Below are 19,439 nucleotides of genomic sequence, written 5' to 3' on the forward strand. Positions count from 1 at the left end.
TGCGGGGCCTGCGGCAGGCCTGTGCCGGGGCCTGTGCCGGGGCCTGTGCCCCGGGTCCCGTACAGGGGCTGGGGGTGCCTGTGGGGTGTCTGTGGGTCCCTGTGGAGTTCCGTCGCAGGGCTCTGTGGAGCGCGCTCCGAGGGGACCGGCGCGGAGATCGTTCCGGAGGCCGGCGCGGGGCTTCGCGAGGGGGCCGGCGCCGGGGCCGCAGGGGCGACCGATGCGGGGCCATTCGCAGCGGCGCCGAATCCTCATAAGGTAAGCAGTATTCGAACCTGTCTGTGACTGGCTACGAGGAGGACTGCGGTGAGCGAGACGAGCCCGAGGCTGCGTGCCGAGCTGGAGGGTATCCCCACCTACAAGCCGGGCAAGCCCGCCGCGGCCGACGGACCGGTGGCCTACAAGCTGTCCTCCAACGAGAACCCCTATCCGCCGCTGCCCGGCGTCATGGAGAGCGCGCTCGCCGCTGCCGGGTCCTTCAACCGCTACCCCGACATGGCGTGCACGGGCCTGATGGGCGAGCTGGCCGAGCGCTTCGGAGTGCCCGTCTCGCACATCGCCACCGGCACCGGTTCCGTCGGCGTCGCCCAGCAGCTGCTCCAGGCCACGTCGGGACCGGGCGACGAGGTCATCTATGCGTGGCGGTCCTTCGAGGCGTACCCGATCATCACGCAGGTGAGCGGCGCGACGTCGGTGCGGGTGCCGCTGACCGACGGCGAGGTGCACGACCTCGACGCGATGGCCGCGGCCATCACCGACCGCACCCGGCTCATCTTCGTCTGCAACCCCAACAACCCCACGGGCACCGTGGTCCGCAGGGCCGAGCTGGAGCGCTTCCTGGACCGGGTACCGAGCGACGTCCTGGTCGTGCTCGACGAGGCGTACCGCGAGTTCATCCGCGACCCCGAGGTCCCGGACGGCATCGAGATCTACCGCGACCGCCCGAACGTCTGCGTCCTGCGTACGTTCTCCAAGGCGTACGGCCTCGCGGGGCTCCGCGTCGGCTTCGCGGTCGCGCACGAGCCGGTGGCCGCCGCGCTGCGCAAGACGGCGGTGCCGTTCGGCGTGAGCCAGCTCGCGCAGGACGCGGCGGTGGCGTCGCTGCGGGCCGAGGACGAACTGATGGGCCGCGTCGGCTCGTTGGTCGCCGAGCGCACCCGTGTGGTGGAGGCGCTGCGCGGCCAGGGCTGGACGGTGCCCGAGACGCAGGCGAACTTCGTGTGGCTGCGGCTCGGGGACCGTACGGCGGACTTCGCGGCGGCGTGCGAGCGGGCCGGCGTCGTCGTGCGGCCGTTCGCGGGCGAGGGGATGCGGGCCACGATCGGCGAGACCGAGGCCAACGACATCTTCCTCCAGGCGGCGGAGGCGTTCCGCAAGGAGCTCTAGTCCCGCAAGGAGCTCTGGTCAAGGAGCTCTAGCCGTCGGCGAGTTCGACGCGGACCGGGTCGCCGGCGCGCACCGTGGCCAGTGTCCTCGGGTCGCCGTCGATCCGCCCCAGCAGGTTGCACGGGCTCGCGAGGCGGCACTCGTCGCCCCGCGAGATGGGCGTGGGTCCGTAGGGGAGGGCGAGGGCGTCGCCGTCGGTCCAGAAGGCGACCGTGCCGGGCTCGACGACCTGCTGGGCGCCGGGCTCGCGCGGGACGCTGACGCCGGTGTCGAAGTAGACCTCCTCGCCCCATGTGGCGGCGGAGGCGGAGAGCGGCAGTACCTGGGCGAGGGCCCGGCTGGTCGGGGTCTCGTCGAGCGTCGCGGTGAGGTGGCCTGCGGGCCAGGAGATCCGTATCTGCATGGCGCGGATTCAACAATATGTTGAAGTTCTTGGGAAGGCCCCGGAGAGCATCTCTCCGGGGCCTTCGTGCGTTCCCTGCGGGCGATCGGGACGTTCCTCGCGGTAAGGGGACCCCCGCGTCAACGTTCCGACAGCCAGTACGACATAATGCTTGTGAATGTGAACGCGTTCACAAGCGTGTCCCGGTTCCTCCGGAGATCAGTGGGATTAAAGGGGCAAACTGCCGCTATGACCACGGCGAGTAAGGAGAAGACGCAGTGGACCTGGCTCTAGCGCCGGAAACCCTGGCGCGATGGCAGTTCGGCATCACGACCGTCTACCACTTCCTGTTCGTTCCCCTGACGATCTCTCTCGCCGCCCTCACGGCGATCCTCGAGACGGCGTGGGTGCGGACCGGCAAGGAGCACTACCTCAGAGCCACCAAGTTCTGGGGAAAGCTGTTCCTGATCAACATCGCGATGGGTGTCGTCACCGGCATCGTCCAAGAGTTCCAGTTCGGCATGAACTGGTCCGACTACTCGCGCTTCGTCGGTGACATCTTCGGGGCGCCGCTCGCCTTCGAGGCGCTGATCGCCTTCTTCTTCGAGTCGACCTTCATCGGTCTGTGGATCTTCGGCTGGGACAAGCTGCCGAAGAAGCTGCACTGCGCCACCATCTGGATCGTCTCGATCGGCACGATCCTGTCGGCGTACTTCATCATCGCCGCGAACGCCTTTATGCAGCACCCGGTCGGCTACAAGATCGTGGAGCGGGACGGCACCAAGCGCGCGGAGCTCACCGACTTCGCGAAGGTGCTCTTCCAGGAGACGACGCTCGTCAACTTCTTCCACGTCATCTCGGCGGCCATCCTGGTCGGCGGCGCCTTCATGACCGGCATCGCCATCTTCCACCTGCGCAAGAAGCAGCACGTCCGCACCATGCGGATGTCGATGCGGCTCGGCCTGGTCACCGCGTTCGTCGGCACCCTGCTCACCGTCATCAGCGCCGACACCCTCGGCAAGGTGATGTACGAGCAGCAGCCGATGAAGATGTCGGCCGCCGAGGCGCTGTGGGAGACCGAGAAGCCGGCGCCGTTCTCGCTCTTCGCGTACGGAGACGTCTCCAAGGGCCACAACGACGTCGCCATCGAGATCCCCGGGATACTGTCCTTCCTCGCCAAGAACAACTTCAGCGCCGAGATCCCCGGCATCAACGACCTCAACAAGGAGGCGCAGGAGAAGTTCGGGCCCGGTGACTACCGCCCCAACATCCCCACCACCTACTGGTCGTACCGCTGGATGATCGGCTTCGGCGGGGTCTCGATGGTCCTGTGCACCGCCGGACTCTGGCTGACGCGGAAGAAGTTCTGGCTCGCGCCGGAGCACCGCACCGGCGCGGACGACGTGCCGAAGCTGATGCTCACCAAGAACAAGGAGCTCACCCCGAAGCTCGGCAACTGGTGGTGGCGGCTCTCGCAGTGGACGCTGATCTTCCCCCTCATCGGCACCGCCTGGGGCTGGATCTTCACCGAGACCGGGCGGCAGCCCTGGGTGGTCTACGGAGTGCTGCGCACCAGGGACGCGGTCTCGCCCGGGGTCTCGCAGGGCGAGGTGCTCACCTCCCTGATCGGGTTCACGCTGATCTACGCGATCCTCGCCGTGATCGAGGTGAAGCTGCTGCTCAAGTACGTCAGGAAGGGCCCGCCCGAGCTGACCGAGGCGGATCTCAACCCGCCCACCAAGATCGGCGGACCGGGCTCGGGCAAGGGTTCCGACTCCGATTCCGACGACGCCGACCGGCCCATGGCCTTCTCGTACTGAAGGAAGGAGCGACGAGGACATGGAACTTCACGACGTCTGGTTCGTACTGATTGCCGTCCTGTGGATCGGCTACTTCTTCCTGGAGGGCTTCGACTTCGGGATCGGCATCCTGACCAAGCTGCTCGCCCGTGACCGGGTCGAGAAGCGGGTCCTGATCAACACCATCGGTCCCGTCTGGGACGGCAACGAAGTGTGGCTGCTCACGGCGGGCGGCGCGACGTTCGCCGCCTTCCCCGAGTGGTACGCGACGCTCTTCTCCGGGTTCTACCTGCCGCTGCTGATCATCTTGATCTGTCTGATCGTGCGCGGTGTCGCCTTCGAGTACCGCGCCAAGCGGCCCGAGGAGCGCTGGCAGACCAACTGGGAGCACGCGATCTTCTGGACCTCGCTGATCCCGGCGCTGCTGTGGGGTGTGGCCTTCGGCAACATCGTGCGCGGCGTGAAGATCGACGCCCACAAGGAGTACGTGGGCAACTTCTGGGACCTGCTCAACCCGTACGCGATCCTCGGCGGGCTCGTCACCCTGACGCTGTTCACCTTCCACGGCGCGGTGTTCGCCTCGCTCAAGACGGTGGGCGACATCCGGGTGCGGGCGCGGAAGATGGCGCTGGGCCTCGGGCTCGTCACGGCCGTGCTCGCGCTCGGGTTCCTCATCTGGACCCAGGCGGACAAGGGCGACGGCAAGAGCCTGGTCGCGATGATCGTGGCGGTGCTCGCACTGGTCGGCGCGATCGTGGCGATCAAGGCGGGGCGCGAGGGCTGGTCGTTCGCGCTGTCGGGCATCACGATCGCGGCGGCCGTCGCGATGCTCTTCCTGACGCTCTTCCCGAACGTCATGCCGTCGTCGCTCAATGACGAGTGGAGCCTCACGGTCACCAACGCCTCGTCGAGTCCGTACACCCTGAAGATCATGACCTGGTGCGCGGCTGTCGCCACGCCCGTGGTGCTGCTCTACCAGTCGTGGACGTACTGGGTGTTCCGCAAGCGGATCGGCACGCAGCACATCGCCGACGCCGCGCACTGAGTCCGTACTGAGCTCCTGATGTCCCTGATGTTCCTGACCGAGCTCCCGATGTTCCTGCTGGTTTCTCGGAGGGTGTGTTTCACGTGAAACCGATCGACCCGCGCCTGCTTCGGTACGCCCGCGCCACCCGCTTCTTCCTCGTCGCGGTGGTGGTGCTGGGGCTCGTCGGGGCGGGCCTGGTCATCGGTCAGGCGATGCTCATCGCCGAGATCGTGGTGGGTTCCTTCCAGAAGGGGCTCTCCGTCGGGGAGTTGAGGACTCCGGTCGTGCTGCTCGCCCTGGTGGCGGTGGGACGGGGGCTGGTCTCCTGGCTGACCGAGCTCGCCGCGCACCGGGCGAGCGCGGCGGTCAAGTCGGAGCTGCGGGGACGGCTCCTCGAACGGGCGGGGGAGCTCGGTCCCGGATGGCTGACCAGCCAGCGGACCGGCTCGCTCGTCTCGCTGGCGACGCGGGGCGTGGACGCGCTCGACGACTACTTCTCGCGCTATCTGCCGCAGTTGGGGCTCGCGGTGGTGGTACCGGTGGCGGTGCTCGCCCGCATCGTCACCGAGGACTGGGTGTCGGCGGCGATCATCGTCGTGACGCTGCCGCTCATCCCGGTCTTCATGATTCTGATCGGCTGGGCCACGCAGAACCGGATGGACCGTCAGTGGCGGCTCCTCTCCCGTCTGTCGGGCCACTTCCTCGACGTGGTGGCGGGGCTGCCGACGCTGAAGGTGTTCGGCCGCGCGAAGGCGCAGGCCGAGTCGATCCGCAAGATCACCGGCGAGTACCGCCAGGCGACGATGCGGACCCTGCGCATCGCCTTCCTGTCGTCGTTCGCCCTGGAGCTGCTCGCGACGATCTCGGTCGCGCTGGTCGCGGTGACCATCGGCATGCGGCTCGTCCACGGCGAGATGGATCTGTACGACGGTCTCGTCGTCCTCGTCCTCGCGCCCGAGGCCTATCTGCCGCTGCGGCAGGTCGGTGCGCAGTACCACGCGGCGGCCGAGGGACTCTCGGCCGCCGAGGAGATCTTCGAGGTCCTGGAGACCCCGGTGCCGGCCGCGGGGGACGGGGCGGTGCCCTTTGGGCCGATCGCCTTCGAGGACGTGACGGTCCGGTACCCGGGGCGGGAGTCGGACGCCGTGTCCGGGGCGAGCTTCGAAGTGGCGCCCGGGGAGACCGTGGCGCTCGTCGGGCCGAGCGGGGTGGGCAAGTCGACCCTGCTGAACGTGGTGCTGGGGTTCGTGGCGCCGACCTCGGGCCGGGTGCGGGCGGGCGGCGTGGACCTCGCGGACGTCTCCCCCGAGCGGTGGCGCGAGCGGATCGCGTGGGTGCCGCAGCGGCCGCACCTGTTCGCCGGGACCATCGCGGAGAACGTGCGGCTCGCGCGGCCGGACGCGGACGACGTGGCGGTGCGGGGTGCGCTGCGCTCGGCGGGGGCGCTGTCCTTCGTGGACGCCCTGCCCGACGGGGCCGCCACCGTCCTCGGGGAGGACGGGGCCGGGCTCTCGGCCGGGCAGCGGCAACGGCTGGCGCTGGCGCGGGCGTTCCTCGCGGACCGGCCCGTGGTGCTGCTCGACGAGCCGACGGCGGCGTTGGACGGTACGACCGAGGCGGAGGTCGTGGAGGCGGTGCGCCGGCTGGCCGTCGGGCGGACGGTGCTGCTGGTCGTGCACCGGCCGGCCCTTCTGGCTGTCGCCGACCGGGTGGTGCGACTGGACGCCTCCGATGCCCGTGCCCGGCAACGGGAGTTGCGCACACCCGTACCGCCCGGCGGCACGATGGCCCACAACGGTGACGGTCCAGGTGCCGCACCCGGCGAGGCGGTTCAGGTGCCCCGTCCCAGGGGTGGGGTGTTGGCCCGGGTCAGGGCTGCCGCTCGGGCCCGGCGCGGGCAGTTGGCGCTCGCGCTGCTGCTCGGGTCTCTCGCGCTCGCCAGTGCCGTGGGGCTGATGGCCACCTCCGGGTGGCTGATCTCCCGGGCGTCGGAGCAGCCGCCCGTGATGTACCTGATGATCGCCGTGACGGCGACCCGCGCCTTCGGCATCGGCCGTGCCGTCTTCCGCTACGCCGAGCGCCTCGTCTCGCACGACGCCGTGCTGCGGATGCTCGCCGACACCCGCGTCGCCGTCTACCGGCGCCTGGAGCGGTTCGCCCCCGCGGGCCTGCGCGGCACCCGCCGCGGCGACCTCCTGTCCCGGCTGGTCGCCGACGTCGACGCCCTCCAGGACTACTGGCTGCGCTGGCTGCTGCCCGCGTCCGCCGCGGCCGTCGTGAGCGCCGGAGCCGTCGGCTTCACCGCGTGGCTGCTGCCCGAGGCGGGCGCCGTGCTCGCCGTCGGACTGCTCGCCGCGGGCCTCGGCGTGCCGCTGGTGAGCGGGGCCGTGGCCCGGCGCGCGGAGCGCAGGCTGGCCCCCGCGCGCGGGGTGCTCGCCACCCGCGTGGCCGATCTCCTCACCGGGACCGCCGAGCTGACCGTCGCCGGCGCGCTGCGGCGGCGCACGGCCAAGGCGGCCGAGGCCGACGCCGAGCTGACCCGGATCGCCTCCCGGGGCGCCACCGCCACCGCGCTCGGCGACGGGCTCGGCGCCCTCGTCACCGGGCTCACCGTGGCCGCGGCGGCCGTCGTCGGCGTGCAGGCGGTCCAGGACGGGCGGCTCAGCGGGGTCGCTCTCGCCGTTGTCGTCCTCACACCGCTCGCGGCCTTCGAGGCGGTGACGGGTCTGCCGCTCGCCGTGCAGTACCGCCAGCGGGTCAAGAAGAGCGCCGAGCGCGTCTTCGAGGTCCTCGACGCGGCCGAGCCCGTCCCGGAGCCCGCCGAGCCCGCACCGGCGCCGCAGTCGCCCTTCCCGCTGCGTGTGGAGGGGCTGCGGGCCCGCCACGAGGGCCAGTCCGCCGACGCGCTCGCCGGTGTCGGCCTGACGCTGGAGCGGGGGCGGCGGATCGCCGTGGTCGGCCCCTCCGGGTCCGGCAAGACGACGCTCGCGCAGGTGCTGCTGCGGTTCCTGGGCGCGTACGAAGGGACGTACACGCTCGGGGGCACGGACGCGGCCGCGCTGGACGGCGACACCGTGCGCGGCATGGTCGGGCTGTGCGCCCAGGACGCGCACATCTTCGACAGCTCGGTGCGCGAGAACCTGCTGCTCGCCAGGAAGGACGCCACCGACGGGGAGCTGCGGGACGCCCTGGCGCGGGCGCGGCTGGACGACTGGGTCGGTTCGCTGCCCGAGGGGCTCGACACGCTCGTCGGCGAGCACGGCGCCCGGCTCTCCGGAGGCCAGCGACAGCGTCTCGCGCTGGCCCGCGCGCTGCTCGCGGACTTCCCCGTCCTCGTCCTCGACGAGCCCGCCGAGCACCTCGACCTGCCGACCGCGGACGCCCTCACCACGGATCTGCTGGCCGCGACCGAGGGCCGTACGACGCTGCTGATCACGCACCGGCTCGCCGGTCTGGACGCGGTGGACGAGGTGCTCGTCCTGGACGCGGGCCGGGTGGTCCAGCGCGGCACGTACGCGCGGCTCGCGGCGGAGGAGGGGCCGCTGCGGCGCATGCTGGACGTGGAGCGGGCGGCGGACCTGCTGACGGCGGGCTGAACCGTGTCGGGCCGCGTCGGCGGGCGCCGGGTCGCGGGAGGCCGTTCTCCCCGTTCTCCCCGTGGACGCCGGGTGACGCGGGGCCGCCTCGGCCGGCGCCTGGTCGTGGCCGCCCGCGCCGCCGCTTCCACCGAGTCCGCCGTGGTCCGGTTGCTCACGAAGGCGCTGGCCCGCGGGCGGGTCGGTTTGCTCACGAAGCCGCTGGCCCGCGGGCGGGTCGGTCGTGGCCTCGACTTTCCCCTGCAAATAGGACTTACTAGGCTCAAAGGCATGTCAGCACCCTCGGCCTCCGCCGATTCCCCGCTCCCCGACGGCACGCCGGACTCGGTGGAGGCGGCGGCGCGGGCGACCCGCAGCCTCCAAGGTCTCTCGCCCGAGCTGACGTCACGGGTGCCCCAACTGCTCGAAGCCATGAGGTCGGTCGGCACCGGACTCGAACTGCACACCACCCTGGACCGCATCTGCGAGACCGCGGCCGAGCTGGCGGACGCCCACTACGCCGCGATCGGCGTCGTCGCCGAGGACGGCGAGGGGCTCTCCAACTTCGTCTACCACGGCATCGACAAGGAGTCCGCCGAGCGGATCGGACGCCTGCCCGACGGCCACAAGGGGCTCCTCGGCGCCCTCATCCACCAGCCGAGGACGCTGCGCCTCGCCGACCTCTCCGCCGACCCGCGCTCGTGCGGCTTCCCGCCCCACCACCCGCCGATGCGGACCTTCCTCGGCGTACCGATCCGCGTCCAGGGCGAGATCTTCGGCAACCTCTATCTGACCGAGAAGCGGGGCGGGGGCGAGTTCAACGACTACGACGTGCACATGGTGCGCGTCCTCGCCACGGAGGCGGGCATCGCCATCGGGAACGCCCGCCTGTACGAGGCCGCCAAGCAGCGCGAGCGCTGGATCGACGGCTCCGTGGCGGTCACCACCGCCCTGCTGTCCGGCAGCGACGCCGAGGACGCGCTCGCGGTCGTCGCCGAGCAGGCCAGGCACCTCGCGGACTCGGCCGCCGGCATCGTGCTGCTGCCCGACAAGGAGGGCGGCATGGAGATCGTGGCCGTCTCCTCGGACGAGCCCAGCGGCGCGCTCGGCGTGATCGTGCCTCCGGAGAGCCGCATCGTCGCCGACCTCCTCGACGGGGAGTCCGTCTTCATCGACGACGCGGCCACCGACCCGCGCATCATGACCGACCTCGCGCGCGGCTACGGCCCCGTCATGATGCTGCCGTTGCAGAGCGACGGCCGGGTCCTGGGGACGCTGGTGACGCCACGCGCGCGCGGCGCACGGCCGTTCAGCGAGGCCGAGCGGACGCTCGCCACGCAGTTCGCCTCGCAGGCCGCGCTCGCGCTGATGATGGCCGAGGCGCAGCGGGACCGGGAGCGGCTCGCGGTGTACGAGGACCGCGACCGGATCGCCAGGGACCTGCACGACCTCGTCATCCAGCGGCTCTTCGCCACCGGGATGATGCTGGAGAGCGCCCAGCGCCGGTCGGTGGTGCCCGAGGTGCAGGTCGGCGTCGGCAGGGCCGTCGACGAGCTGGACGTGACGATCCAGGAGATCCGTACGGCGATCTTCGCGCTGCAACAGGGCCCCGCCGAGGCGCCCTCGGGGCTGCGCACCCGCGTCCTGCGCGAGATCAACATGGCCGCCGTCCCTCTTGGCTTCAAGCCCACGCACCACTTCGTCGGCCCCGTCGACACGGTCGTCGGCGAACTGACCGGAAAGAACCTCATCGCGGCCCTCCGGGAGGCCCTGTCCAACGCGTTCCGGCACGCGCAGGCCGCCCGCATCGACGTCGTCGTCGACTCGACCGTGGTCCTCCCCGACGGGCAGCAGGGCGTGCGCCTGACCGTCGCCGACGACGGCGTGGGCATCGCGGAGGGCGGTCGGCGCAGCGGCCTGAAGAACCTCAAGCGGCGGGCCGAGTCGCTCGGCGGCGACAGCTGGTACGGGCCCGGGATCGGCGAGGAGGGCGGCGGCACGACGGTGGTGTGGGAGGCGCCTTACTGAGGCCTTCGGCGGGCGCTGCGCCGGGCTGACCCCAGGGGACGCCGTTCGGCGGTACGCCCATGGTCCGTACGGGGCACCGTGCCCCCCGAGTGCACGAGTCGCGCAGGAACCCCACCGCCGTCGCGGGCAACGATCCGTGACATGTGCCTGAGCCTCCGCCGTCCGCACCCGCTCGTCAGTGTGTCGGTGCTCCTGTGCGCGCTGCTCGGCCCCACGCCGCCGGCCACCGCCTCCGAGGGGCCGAGCGCGAGCGCCGACGTGGCACGGCTCTACGAAGAGGCCTCCGCCGCGACCGCACGCTACGAAGAGGGCCGTCGGGCGGCCGGCATCCAGAAGAAGAAGGTCCGGAAACTGGACCGACTCCTCGCCAGGGAGCGGCACGAGGTGGCGGTGCTCCACGGCGACCTGGGCCGGATGGCCCGCGCCCAGTACCGCACCGGCGGCGGCCTCCCCTACACCGCGCAGCTCCTCCTCGCCGAGAGCCCCGACGCCCTGATGCGCGGCAAGCAGGTGCTGTGGCAGGCGGACCTCGCCGTCAACAGCGCCGTCGCCAAGACCCAGCGGGCCGCGGCCCGGCTCGCCACGGCCCAGGGCAGGGCCGCACGGGCCAAGCGCTCCCTGGACCGGCGCAACGTACGCCTGGAGGAGCTGAAGCGCGGCATCGAGCGGAAGCTGGAGTCGGCGCGCTGGTCCCTGCAGGGCGAGGCCGACGCGTCGGTCGCCGCGGGCAAGTGCCGGGGCGCCGTCCGCCTGGACCAGCCGAGGACGGCCGCCACGCGCGCGTGGGTCACGCCGGTGGAGACCTACGAACTGTCGGCGGGCTTCGACAGCGCCGGTGCGCGCTGGGCCCACCGGCACACCGGGCAGGACTTCGCGGTCGGCATCGGGACACCCGTGCGGTCGGTCGGGGCGGGCCGGGTGGAGAGCGTGTCGTGCGGCGGGGGCTTCGGCATCGAGGTCGTGGTGCGGCACAAGGGCGGGTACTTCACGCAGTACGCGCACCTCGCGGCCGTCACCGTCGACCAGGGCGACCGGGTGCGCACCGGCCAGTGGGTCGGGCAGGCGGGCACGACCGGCAACTCGACCGGTCCGCACCTGCACTTCGAGACCCGGCTGACGCCGTATCTGGGCTCGGGCGTGGACCCCAGGAAGTGGCTGGCCGAGCGGGGCGTCAGGCTGTGAGGGCCCTGCGCTCGCCCTAGCGGCCCTGCGCGCGTTCCGCCAGGATCCGTTCGATCACGACCGCGACGCCGTCCTCGTTGTTGGCGACGGTACGGCCGGAGGCCGCGGCGACGACGTCCGGGTGGGCGTTGCCCATCGCGTACGACGTACCCGCCCAGGTCAGCATCTCGATGTCGTTCGGCATGTCCCCGAAGGCGACGACTTCCTCCGGAGTGATGCCGCGCTCGGCGCAGCACAGCTCCAGGGTGCTCGCCTTGGAGATGCCGGGGCCGCTGATCTCCAGGAGGGCGCTGGGGCTCGACCGCGTGACGGTGGCCCGGTCGCCGATGGCCGCGCGGGCCAGCACCAGGAACTCGTCGGGCGCGAGGCCGGGGTGGAAGGCGAGCACCTTCAGGACCGGCTGCTCGGCCACGGCGGGGTCCGAGGGGACCTCGGCGAGGAGCTTCTCGGCGGGCGCGACGCTCTCGCCGGGCTCCATGTGCAGCGGCGGATACGTCTCTTCGTGGTGCAGTCCCCCGGTCCGCTCGATCGCGAAGGACGTGCCCGGAGCCGCGGCGCGCAGCCGGTGGACGACGTCGAGGGCGCACTCCCGCGTCAGCTCGCGGACCTTGACGAAGCGGTGGGTGCCGGGACCGCCGTGCAGGTCGACCACCGCCGCGCCGTTGCCGCAGATGGCGAGGCCGTGACCGTGGACGTGGGCGCTGACGACGTCCATCCAGCGGGCCGGCCGGCCCGTCACGAAGAAGACCTCGATGCCGGCCTCCTCGGCGGCGGCGAGCGCGGCGACCGTGCGGTCGGAGACCGACTTGTCGTCGCGCAGCAGCGTGCCGTCCAGGTCCGTCGCTATCAGCCGGGGCCGCGGGCGCGAGCCGGACGGGGCGGGGGGAGCCGGGTCGGTGGCGGCCGGGGGTCGGGGCCCTGGGGTAGCTGAGGTCACGCCGTCGATTGTCCCGCATATGCCTGCACGACCGTGCGCTGGGGCGCACATCTGAGTGCCTTTGAGCCTCATCCGTGCCAGTGCTCGGCCGCTGTTCGGCCATGTCCGCGCCCGCCCCCACGACCGGCGGGACCCCTGGTGCCCGCCGTAAGCTCTGAGGCATGAGCCTGCGCCTGAGCACCGTGATTCTTCCCGTCCGTCGCTGGCACGAGGGCGGCCGTGAGCAGTGGTCGCGCGCCGAGGAGCTGGGCTTCCACACCGCGTACACGTACGACCACCTGTCCTGGCGCACCTTCCGCGACGGGCCGTGGTTCGGCGCGGTGCCCACGCTGACCGCCGCGGCGGCGGCCACCTCGCGGCTGCGGCTGGGCACGCTCGTGACCTCGCCCAACTTCCGGCACCCCGTGACCCTCGCCAAGGAACTCATCTCGCTCGACGACATCTCCGGCGGGCGGATCACGCTCGGCATCGGCGCCGGTGGCAACGGCTTCGACGCCACGACGCTGCTCCGGGCCGACGAGGAGCCCTGGACGCCGCGCGAGCGCGCCGACCGGTTCGGCGAGTTCGTGCCGCTGCTCGACCGGCTGCTGACCGAGGACTCGGTGACGTACGAGGGGACGTTCTACTCCGCGACCGAGGCGCGCGACATCCCCGGCTGCGTGCAGCGGCCGAGGCTGCCCTTCGCCGTCGCGGCGACCGGCCCGCGCGGGCTGAAGCTGGCGGCGCGGTACGGGCAGGCGTGGGTGACCACCGGCGACCCGAGGCTCTTCGAGAACGGCACGCCCGAGCAGTCGCGCGAGGCCATCCGCGGGCAGGTCGAGAAGCTCGGCAAGGCGTGCGCGGACATCGGCCGTGACCCCTCGGAGTTGGACAAGATCCTGTTGACCGGATTCACCCCGGACCGCAACGGTCCGCTGGAGTCCGTCGACGCCTTCGTCGACTTCGCGGGCCGGCACGCGGAGCTCGGTTTCACCGAGATCGTCGTGCACGCCCCGATCCCGGACTCCGATTTCGCCACCGATCAGGGCGTCTTCGAGCGGATCGCGACGGAGGCGCTCGGGCAGCTGGGCTGAGGCCCGGGACGCCCGCGCCTCAGCGCACCCGGCCGCTGAGCCAGGGCGTGAGCGTGACCATCGGGATGTACTCCTTGTACGTCTCGTCGCCGGGCAGCGGCACGACCAGCCGGTAGCCGGGCGGGAAGCGCCTGCCCTTGACGTACGCGAGGCCGCCGAGGACCGACCGCACGAAGGCGGGCACGGAGTCGCGCGGGATGTCGTGGCACTCGACGCCCTCGACGGTGATCAGCGCGTCGGCGTCGGCGTCTTTGTCGTCGGGGTAGAGCCGCACCGAGATCCGGGGCGAGCCGCCGAACTCGACGTACGCCTCGTGCGGCAGCGAGCCGTCGGGGTCCGTCGTCACGCCGAGACCCGCGGTGGTGCGGCGTGAGGTCCGGTCGGCGCCGATGTCGTGGGAGACGGTGATTTCCCGGTCGTACTCACGGGCGAGCTCGCGCAGGGCGGTGAGGGCGGCCTCGGTGCTGTGCAGATGCTCCATGCGGCCGATCATGCCTGGTCAGCGCAGGTGGGGAAAGCCGGGCCAGGTCGCTTGACGCGGTCAGGAGAACCGCAGGTAGGCGGGCGGGACGGCGTCCGTGAGCCAGACGCCGTTGCCGCTGACGCGAAAGACGTGGCCGTCGCGGTGCAGGGCGCCCGCGTCGACGGGCAGGACGACGGGCCGCCCGCGCCGGGCGCCGACGCGCGTCGCGGTCTCGCGGTCGGGCGAGAGGTGCACGGCGTGCCGGTTCATGGGCCGCAGCCCCTCGGCGCGGATCGCGGCCAGCCGGTCGGCGACGGTGCCGTGGTAGAGGTACGCGGGCGGGGTCGCCGGGGGCAGGCCGAGGTCGACGTCGACGGAGTGCCCCTGCTGGGCCCGGATGCGCCCGCCCTCGACGGCGAAGCGCCGCTTGTCGTTGGTGGCGACCACGTGGTCGAGCTCGGACCGGGTGAGGGGGAAGCGGTGCGCGGCGGCCGCGGCGAGGAGGGCGTCGATTTCCACCCAGCCGTTCTCGTCGAGGGTGAGGCCGATCCGCTCGGGCTGATGGCGCAGGTGTTTCGAGAGGTACTTCGACACCTTCACGGTGCGTTGTTCATGAGGGTCTTTCATGACGCCAGCGTCCCGGTGTTCCGTTTTCCGCGCACTCGATTTTCGTCCACCGAGTTTTCATCCATGAATTTCGGTCCACAGGTTTGATCCACAGCCAAGTCCAGTTATCCACAGGCTAATTGGCGATTCTGTGGACAACTCTCAGGCGGTTGGCGGTATTTGGTCAACTGTTTCGCTATTGCGGTGAGTTGTCGTAAGTGAGTCCAATGTCCGTGTCTGTACTTCCCGTTCCGTGGCCGCCGCGATGAACGCCGCCGCGTTGCCCTCACCAACAAGGGCCTGCACAGCCCGCATTGTGGACGCCGGAAGCACCACGCTCTGCGGCTCTTCCGCACGCTGCCGGGGCTCTTCGGGGGCCAGGTGCTGCCGGAGGTGCTGGGTGGCGAACATACGCATGGCGCGCGCCAGTTCGGCGTCCACCGACTGCTGGGCGAGTGGCCTGAGTCTGCGGACGAGAGACGCCGCCTCGGCCGCGTCCGCCTCCGTCGGCGGATGATTTCCGAGATAGCGGGCGAAGACGTGCTCCGTCGTGAACTCCAGGAAACGGGAAGCGATGTGCTCCACCTGTCCCCTCAACTCCCGCAAATGGCCCGAGATGGCCGACAGCGGAACTCCGGCCGCGTGCAACTCCACCGCCACGGAGAGCTCTTGGGGGCTCGGCACCAGGAACTCGTCCTCGCGCCCCGCCATCGGTTCGAGCACGCCGAGCGCCACCGCGTCGGCCACCGCCGCGTCGTCCGAGGTGCCGCCGAACGCCGCGTCCAGCTCGGCGCGCGTGATGCGGTCGGCCTTCTCGTCCGTCCACGGACCGTCCACCTCCGCGGCCAGGCCGAGCACCCCGCCGAGGCCACGGCCGGCGTCCCAGGCCTCCAGGAGCTCCTTGATGGAGGCCAGGGTGTACCCGCGGTCGAGGAGGTCGGCGATCTGCCGGAGCCGCGCCAGATGCGCCTCCCCGTACACATTGGACCGGCCGCGCCGCTCCGGGCGGGGGAGCAGGCCGCGGTCCTGATAGGCGCGGATCGTGCGGACCGTCGCGCCGCTGTGGTGCGCCAGGTCCTCGATGCGGTACTCCACGCTGCCCGTCCTCCGTGTTGCCTCGTGCTGCTGCCGTACTGCGTGGTGGCCGTCGGGACCGTTCCCCGTCAGGCGATGGCCGCCCGGCCCACCGCGCCCGCCGCCGCCCGCGCCGCGGGCGACTGCGCCAGATACGCGACGGCCCTGCGCAGCGAGCCCTCCTGCGAGGGATGGTACGACCGCCGCAGATAGCGGGGCAGCGCCGATCCGATCTCGCGCCAGGTGGGGAGCAGGCCCTTCGCGACCGCCTTGTTGTGCTCGGTCAGTGAGTACCGCAAGCGGCCCGCCAGTTGGGGGTCGTGGCGGATCAGATACGCCGATCCCCAGATCCACAGGTACAGCATCACGGGGGCCGTGACCGTCATCCCGGCGACCCTGCGGGCGTACCGGGGCAGGCCCTCGCCGCCGCAGTGCCGGTACATGTCGAAGGCCACCGCGCGGTGCTCGACCTCCTCCGCGCCGTGCCAGCGCAGCAGGTCGAGCATGACCTCGTCGGCCCGCGCGCGGTCGAGGCCCTCGGCCTCCAGCACCCAGTTCCCCAGGACCGCCGTGAACTGCTCGATCGCGGCGACGACCGACAGACGGAAGCGCAGCCACTCCTGCGTCGGTATCGGAGCGCCCAACGGCGGCCGCTCGCCCAGGAGTTTCTCGAAGAGGAAGTCGACGTACCTGGTGAACGCGGTGGTGTCCAGGTGCTGCGCCGCCAGGTGGTCGAGCACGTGCGCGTGCTGCACGCTGTGCGTGGCCTCCTGTCCCATGAACCCCTTCACGTCCTGTCGCAGCACCGGGTCCGTGATCAGCGGCAGGCCCTCCTTGAAGACCTTCACGAACCACCGCTCCCCCGCCGGGAGAAGCAGATGCAGGACGTTGATGACGTGGGTGGCGGTCGGCTCGTCCGGTATCCAGTGCAGCGGGGTCGCGTCCCAGTCGAACGAGACCCGGCGCGGGACGATCGCGTAGTGCTCTTCGGCGGCTGTGCCCTCTGCGGGCGTGTGCTGTGTCGGCGGGGGCTCCTCGGGGTGCGGTCCGGCGCTCTCGTCCGTGCTCACAACGGCGGCTCCAATCGGGCTATCGCGCGCAGGGCCTTGGGAGTGAAGCGGGACATGAGGTGGGCGCCGCGGGCCTCGGGGGTGACCGGGACGACCGCCTGGTTCCTGACGACGGCGCGCAGGACGGCGTCGGCGACCTTCTCCGGCGGGTAGTTGCGCAGGCCGTACAGCCGGGACGTCCGCTTCTGGCGGCGCTTCTCCTCGTCGGCGTCGACCCCGACGAAGCGGGACGTCGCCGTGATGTTCGTGTTCACGAAGCCGGGGCAGATCGCGGAGACCCCGATGCCCTGGTCCGCGAGCTCCGCGCGCAGGCACTCGCTGAGCATCAGGACGGCGGCCTTCGAGGTGCTGTAGGCGGGCAGGGCCTTGGAGGGCTGGTACGCCGCCGCCGACGCGGTGTTGACGATGTGGCCGCCCTGGCCGCGCTCGGCCATCTGCCGGGCGAAGAGGCGGCAGCCGTGGATGACGCCCCACAGATTGACGTCCAGGACCTTCTTCCAGTCCTCGGCGCTGGTCTCCAGGAAGGAGCCGGAGAGGCCTATGCCCGCGTTGTTCACCAGGACGTCCACGACGCCGTACTCCCTGGCGACCTTCTCGGCGAGCTTCTCCATGGCCTGCTCGTCACTCACGTCGACCGTCTCGCCCCACGCCTCGGGGGCGCCGATCAGGCGGGACATCTCCGCGGTGCGGGCCGCGCTCTCCGCGTCCCGGTCGACGGCCACCACACGGGCGCCCGCCTCGGCGAACGCGAAGGCGGTGGCCCGCCCGATGCCGCTGCCCGCGCCGGTGACGAGGACGAGCTGGCCGCCGAAGCGGTCCGCGTGCTTGCCCGTGGCCAGGGTGTCCTTGGCGGGTATGCCGTCCTCGTTGGCCGTCACGAACTCGCCGATCCACGCGGCCAGCTGGTCGGGGCGGGTGCGGGGCACCCAGTGCTTGGCCGGCAGGGTGCGGCGCACCAACTGCGGCGCCCACAGCTCCAGCTCGTCGTAGAGCCGCTCGGACAGGAAGATGTCGCCGGAGGGCGTGATGAGCTGCACGGGCGCGTGGGCGTACGCGTCGGCGCGGGGCCTGCGCAGCCGCGCGCGGACGTTGTCCCGGTAGAGCCAGGCGCCGTGCGCGGCGTCCTGCGGCAGCGACGGCGTCGGATAGTCGCCCGCCGGGACCTTCTCGACGCGCTCCAGGATCTTCGGCCACCGCTTGCCGAGCGGGCCGCGCCAGGCGAGCTCGGGGAGCGCGGGGGTGTGCAGCATGTACACGTACCAGGACTTGGCGCCCTGGCCGAGCAGCTGGCCGACCCTGCGGGGCGTCGGCCGGGACATGCGCTTCTTGATCCAGTGCCCGAAGTGGTCGAGCGAGGGGCCCGACATGGACGTGAAGGACGCGATGCGGCCCTCCGTCCGCTTGACCGTGACGAACTCCCAGGACTGCACCGAGCCCCAGTCGTGCCCGACCAGGTGCACCGGCCGGTCCGGGCTCACCGCGTCGGCGACGGCCAGGAAGTCGTCGGTCAGCTTCTCCAGGGTGAAGCCGCCGCGCAGCGGGCGCGGGGCGGTGGACCTGCCGTGCCCCCGCACGTCGTACAGCACGACGTGGAAGCGGTCCGCGAGGCGCTCGGCGACCTCGGTCCACACCTCCTTGGAGTCCGGGTAGCCGTGCACCAGCAGGACCGTGGGCCGGTCCGGGTCGCCCAGCTCGGCGACGCACAGCTCCACCCCGCCCGTGCGCACCCAGCGCTCGCGCGCGTCCTTCATCTTCTCGGCGACTGCACCGGTCGTCATGCGGCGGCCCTCTCCTCAGCCCAGCGCCGCACATGCGGCAGATCGTCGTCCAGCCAGAACGCGCTCTGTTCGGGGTCCTTGGAGTCGGTGACGACCAGGATCTCCTCGAACTTCGCGCCCGTACCCCGGAATCCGAGGTGCGGCTCGACCGCCCAGAGCCCCGGCCGGGGCGGGTGGTCGGAGAACTTGTAGGGGGACCACAGCGGGGACCAGCCGTCCCGGTGGCCGTGGATCGCGTCGCTCGCCAGGCCCTTCAGCGACTGGGTGCCGAACCCGAAGAGGTGCGGCGTCAGTCGGCGCTCCTTGACCCGGTCGACCTTGTGCGCGATGACGCCGAACGGATAGGCGCGGTGGCGGTTGGCATAGCCCTGGCGGACCATGAGCCGGTCCACGTCCTCGTATATCTCGCGCAGCGGGCGGCGCTCGCGGACCTCGCGCAGGATCAGCTCGCGGTGCGCCTCCAGGTCAGCGAGGAGCTTGTCGTGCACGGGGTTGAGGCCGAGGCAGCCGGAGTACCCGATGTCGGCCGTGAAGCCCTTGTACACCGGCGCCATGTCGAGGATGAACGGCATCCCCGGCTCCAGCCTGCGGTTGGTCGGGAAGAACTGCAGGGGTATCCGGAAGTTCACGAACGCCGTGCGGTCCCCGAACCAGGCGAAGGGCAGGTGGAACCAGTCCCGCACGCCCCGCTCGCGCAGCCACTCGCGCTGCATCCGCGCGGCCTCGCGCTCCGTCACACCCGGCTTGAGCTGAGCCGCGACCGCCTCCGCGCATGCGTACGCGAGGGTCTGCACTTCTCTGAACCCCCGCAGCTCCGCGGAGAGTTCGCCTGCACCTGCTGCGGTCATGCCACCGTCCGTCCCGAGTCCGGTCCTCGCCGTGTCCGGCTCATCGCCGTACGCGTCCGTAACTTGACACTGATGAATGTGACAATGCTCGGCGGCTGCGTCAAGGGTTCTGCGCAACACCGCGGGACAGGTCAGGAAGAACCCCCAGGGGTCGACTTCGGAACGACCCCTACGGGCCCGTAATACTCCAGAGTGAGGGCAGGGCAAGCCC

General features: G+C 71.5%; 15 protein-coding genes. 7 read left to right on the forward strand and 8 right to left on the reverse strand.

The features are described 5' to 3' along the window. The first annotated feature begins 306 nt into the window (after positions 1–306). The gene (gene hisC / locus AB0L89_RS17710) at positions 307–1,386 is read left to right on the forward strand and encodes a histidinol-phosphate transaminase (RefSeq protein ID WP_365141606.1); all 1,080 of its coding nucleotides are present in this window, start codon (positions 307–309) and stop codon (positions 1,384–1,386) included. A gap of 28 nt (positions 1,387–1,414) precedes the next feature. Here the strand turns inward: hisC and AB0L89_RS17715 are convergent, their stop codons facing one another. Continuing rightward, positions 1,415–1,789 carry a cyclophilin-like fold protein gene (locus AB0L89_RS17715; RefSeq protein WP_365141609.1) on the reverse strand — a complete coding sequence of 125 codons (375 nt, stop codon included), beginning with the start codon at positions 1,787–1,789 and terminating at the stop codon, positions 1,415–1,417. Between the two features lie 257 nt (positions 1,790–2,046). Here AB0L89_RS17715 and AB0L89_RS17720 point away from each other — a divergent pair, with 257 nt between their 5' ends. The 5 genes from AB0L89_RS17720 (at position 2,047) to AB0L89_RS17740 (ending at position 11,379) form a co-directional block, all read left to right on the forward strand. After that, positions 2,047–3,588: a cytochrome ubiquinol oxidase subunit I gene (locus AB0L89_RS17720; protein WP_365141612.1), complete on the forward strand. Its 1,542-nt coding sequence runs from the start codon at positions 2,047–2,049 to the stop codon at positions 3,586–3,588. A gap of 19 nt (positions 3,589–3,607) precedes the next feature. Then, entirely contained in the window at positions 3,608–4,612 is a 1,005-nt protein-coding gene (gene cydB / locus AB0L89_RS17725; RefSeq protein ID WP_365141616.1) for a cytochrome d ubiquinol oxidase subunit II, read from the forward strand. 83 nt (positions 4,613–4,695) lie between these two features. Further along, positions 4,696–8,190 (forward strand): thiol reductant ABC exporter subunit CydD, encoded by a 3,495-nt coding sequence (gene cydD, locus AB0L89_RS17730; protein WP_365141619.1) that lies wholly within the window; start codon positions 4,696–4,698, stop codon positions 8,188–8,190. Between the two features lie 270 nt (positions 8,191–8,460). Beyond that, positions 8,461–10,197 (forward strand): GAF domain-containing protein, encoded by a 1,737-nt coding sequence (locus tag AB0L89_RS17735; protein ID WP_365141622.1) that lies wholly within the window; start codon positions 8,461–8,463, stop codon positions 10,195–10,197. A 141-nt stretch (positions 10,198–10,338) separates the two neighbouring features. Beyond that, positions 10,339–11,379 carry a peptidoglycan DD-metalloendopeptidase family protein gene (locus AB0L89_RS17740; protein ID WP_365141625.1) on the forward strand — a complete coding sequence of 347 codons (1,041 nt, stop codon included), beginning with the start codon at positions 10,339–10,341 and terminating at the stop codon, positions 11,377–11,379. 16 nt (positions 11,380–11,395) lie between these two features. Here AB0L89_RS17740 and AB0L89_RS17745 read toward each other — a convergent pair whose 3' ends face one another. Further along, a complete protein-coding gene (locus AB0L89_RS17745; protein ID WP_365141628.1) occupies positions 11,396–12,316 on the reverse strand; it encodes a Cof-type HAD-IIB family hydrolase in 921 nt (306 codons plus the stop codon). A gap of 161 nt (positions 12,317–12,477) precedes the next feature. Here AB0L89_RS17745 and AB0L89_RS17750 point away from each other — a divergent pair, with 161 nt between their 5' ends. After that, complete coding sequence (locus AB0L89_RS17750; RefSeq protein WP_365141630.1) at positions 12,478–13,389, forward strand: LLM class flavin-dependent oxidoreductase; 912 nt, start codon at positions 12,478–12,480, stop codon at positions 13,387–13,389. A 19-nt stretch (positions 13,390–13,408) separates the two neighbouring features. On the opposite strand, the gene AB0L89_RS17755 is transcribed toward AB0L89_RS17750, so the two are convergent. The 6 genes from AB0L89_RS17755 to AB0L89_RS17780 form a co-directional block, all read right to left on the reverse strand. Then, on the reverse strand, positions 13,409–13,870 hold the full coding sequence (locus AB0L89_RS17755; RefSeq protein ID WP_365141633.1) for a hypothetical protein: 462 nt from the start codon (positions 13,868–13,870) through the stop codon (positions 13,409–13,411). Between the two features lie 60 nt (positions 13,871–13,930). Continuing rightward, positions 13,931–14,479: an RNA 2'-phosphotransferase gene (locus AB0L89_RS17760; RefSeq protein WP_365141636.1), complete on the reverse strand. Its 549-nt coding sequence runs from the start codon at positions 14,477–14,479 to the stop codon at positions 13,931–13,933. Positions 14,480–14,620: 141 nt separating this feature from the next. Next, positions 14,621–15,553, reverse strand: a complete 933-nt coding sequence (locus AB0L89_RS17765; protein ID WP_365141639.1) for a MerR family transcriptional regulator — start codon at positions 15,551–15,553, stop codon at positions 14,621–14,623. Positions 15,554–15,621: 68 nt separating this feature from the next. Continuing rightward, on the reverse strand, positions 15,622–16,506 hold the full coding sequence (locus tag AB0L89_RS17770) for a metal-dependent hydrolase (protein WP_365142018.1): 885 nt from the start codon (positions 16,504–16,506) through the stop codon (positions 15,622–15,624). A 92-nt stretch (positions 16,507–16,598) separates the two neighbouring features. Next, positions 16,599–18,380 (reverse strand): SDR family oxidoreductase, encoded by a 1,782-nt coding sequence (locus tag AB0L89_RS17775; protein ID WP_365141642.1) that lies wholly within the window; start codon positions 18,378–18,380, stop codon positions 16,599–16,601. Then, complete coding sequence (locus AB0L89_RS17780) at positions 18,377–19,228, reverse strand: M24 family metallopeptidase (protein ID WP_365141646.1); 852 nt, start codon at positions 19,226–19,228, stop codon at positions 18,377–18,379. Before AB0L89_RS17780 ends, AB0L89_RS17775 begins: the two co-directional genes overlap by 4 nt. Positions 19,229–19,439: the final 211 nt, after the last annotated feature.

The organism is Streptomyces sp. NPDC052114 (assembly GCF_040680155.1).
Taxonomy (GTDB): Bacteria; Actinomycetota; Actinomycetes; order Streptomycetales; family Streptomycetaceae; genus Streptomyces.

Bases quoted from the DNA above. Each gene is read 5' to 3' on its own strand.
- AB0L89_RS17780 (WP_365141646.1), bottom strand. From the start codon at position 19,228: ATGACCGCAGCAGGTGCAGGCGAACTCTCCGCGGAGCTGCGGGGGTTC.
- AB0L89_RS17755 (WP_365141633.1), bottom strand. From the start codon at position 13,870: ATGGAGCATCTGCACAGCACCGAGGCCGCCCTCACCGCCCTGCGCGAG.
- AB0L89_RS17760 (WP_365141636.1), bottom strand. From the start codon at position 14,479: ATGAAAGACCCTCATGAACAACGCACCGTGAAGGTGTCGAAGTACCTC.
- AB0L89_RS17735 (WP_365141622.1), top strand. From the start codon at position 8,461: ATGTCAGCACCCTCGGCCTCCGCCGATTCCCCGCTCCCCGACGGCACG.
- AB0L89_RS17750 (WP_365141630.1), top strand. From the start codon at position 12,478: ATGAGCCTGCGCCTGAGCACCGTGATTCTTCCCGTCCGTCGCTGGCAC.
- cydB (WP_365141616.1), top strand. From the start codon at position 3,608: ATGGAACTTCACGACGTCTGGTTCGTACTGATTGCCGTCCTGTGGATC.
- AB0L89_RS17740 (WP_365141625.1), top strand. From the start codon at position 10,339: ATGTGCCTGAGCCTCCGCCGTCCGCACCCGCTCGTCAGTGTGTCGGTG.
- AB0L89_RS17775 (WP_365141642.1), bottom strand. From the start codon at position 18,380: ATGACGACCGGTGCAGTCGCCGAGAAGATGAAGGACGCGCGCGAGCGC.
- AB0L89_RS17715 (WP_365141609.1), bottom strand. From the start codon at position 1,789: ATGCAGATACGGATCTCCTGGCCCGCAGGCCACCTCACCGCGACGCTC.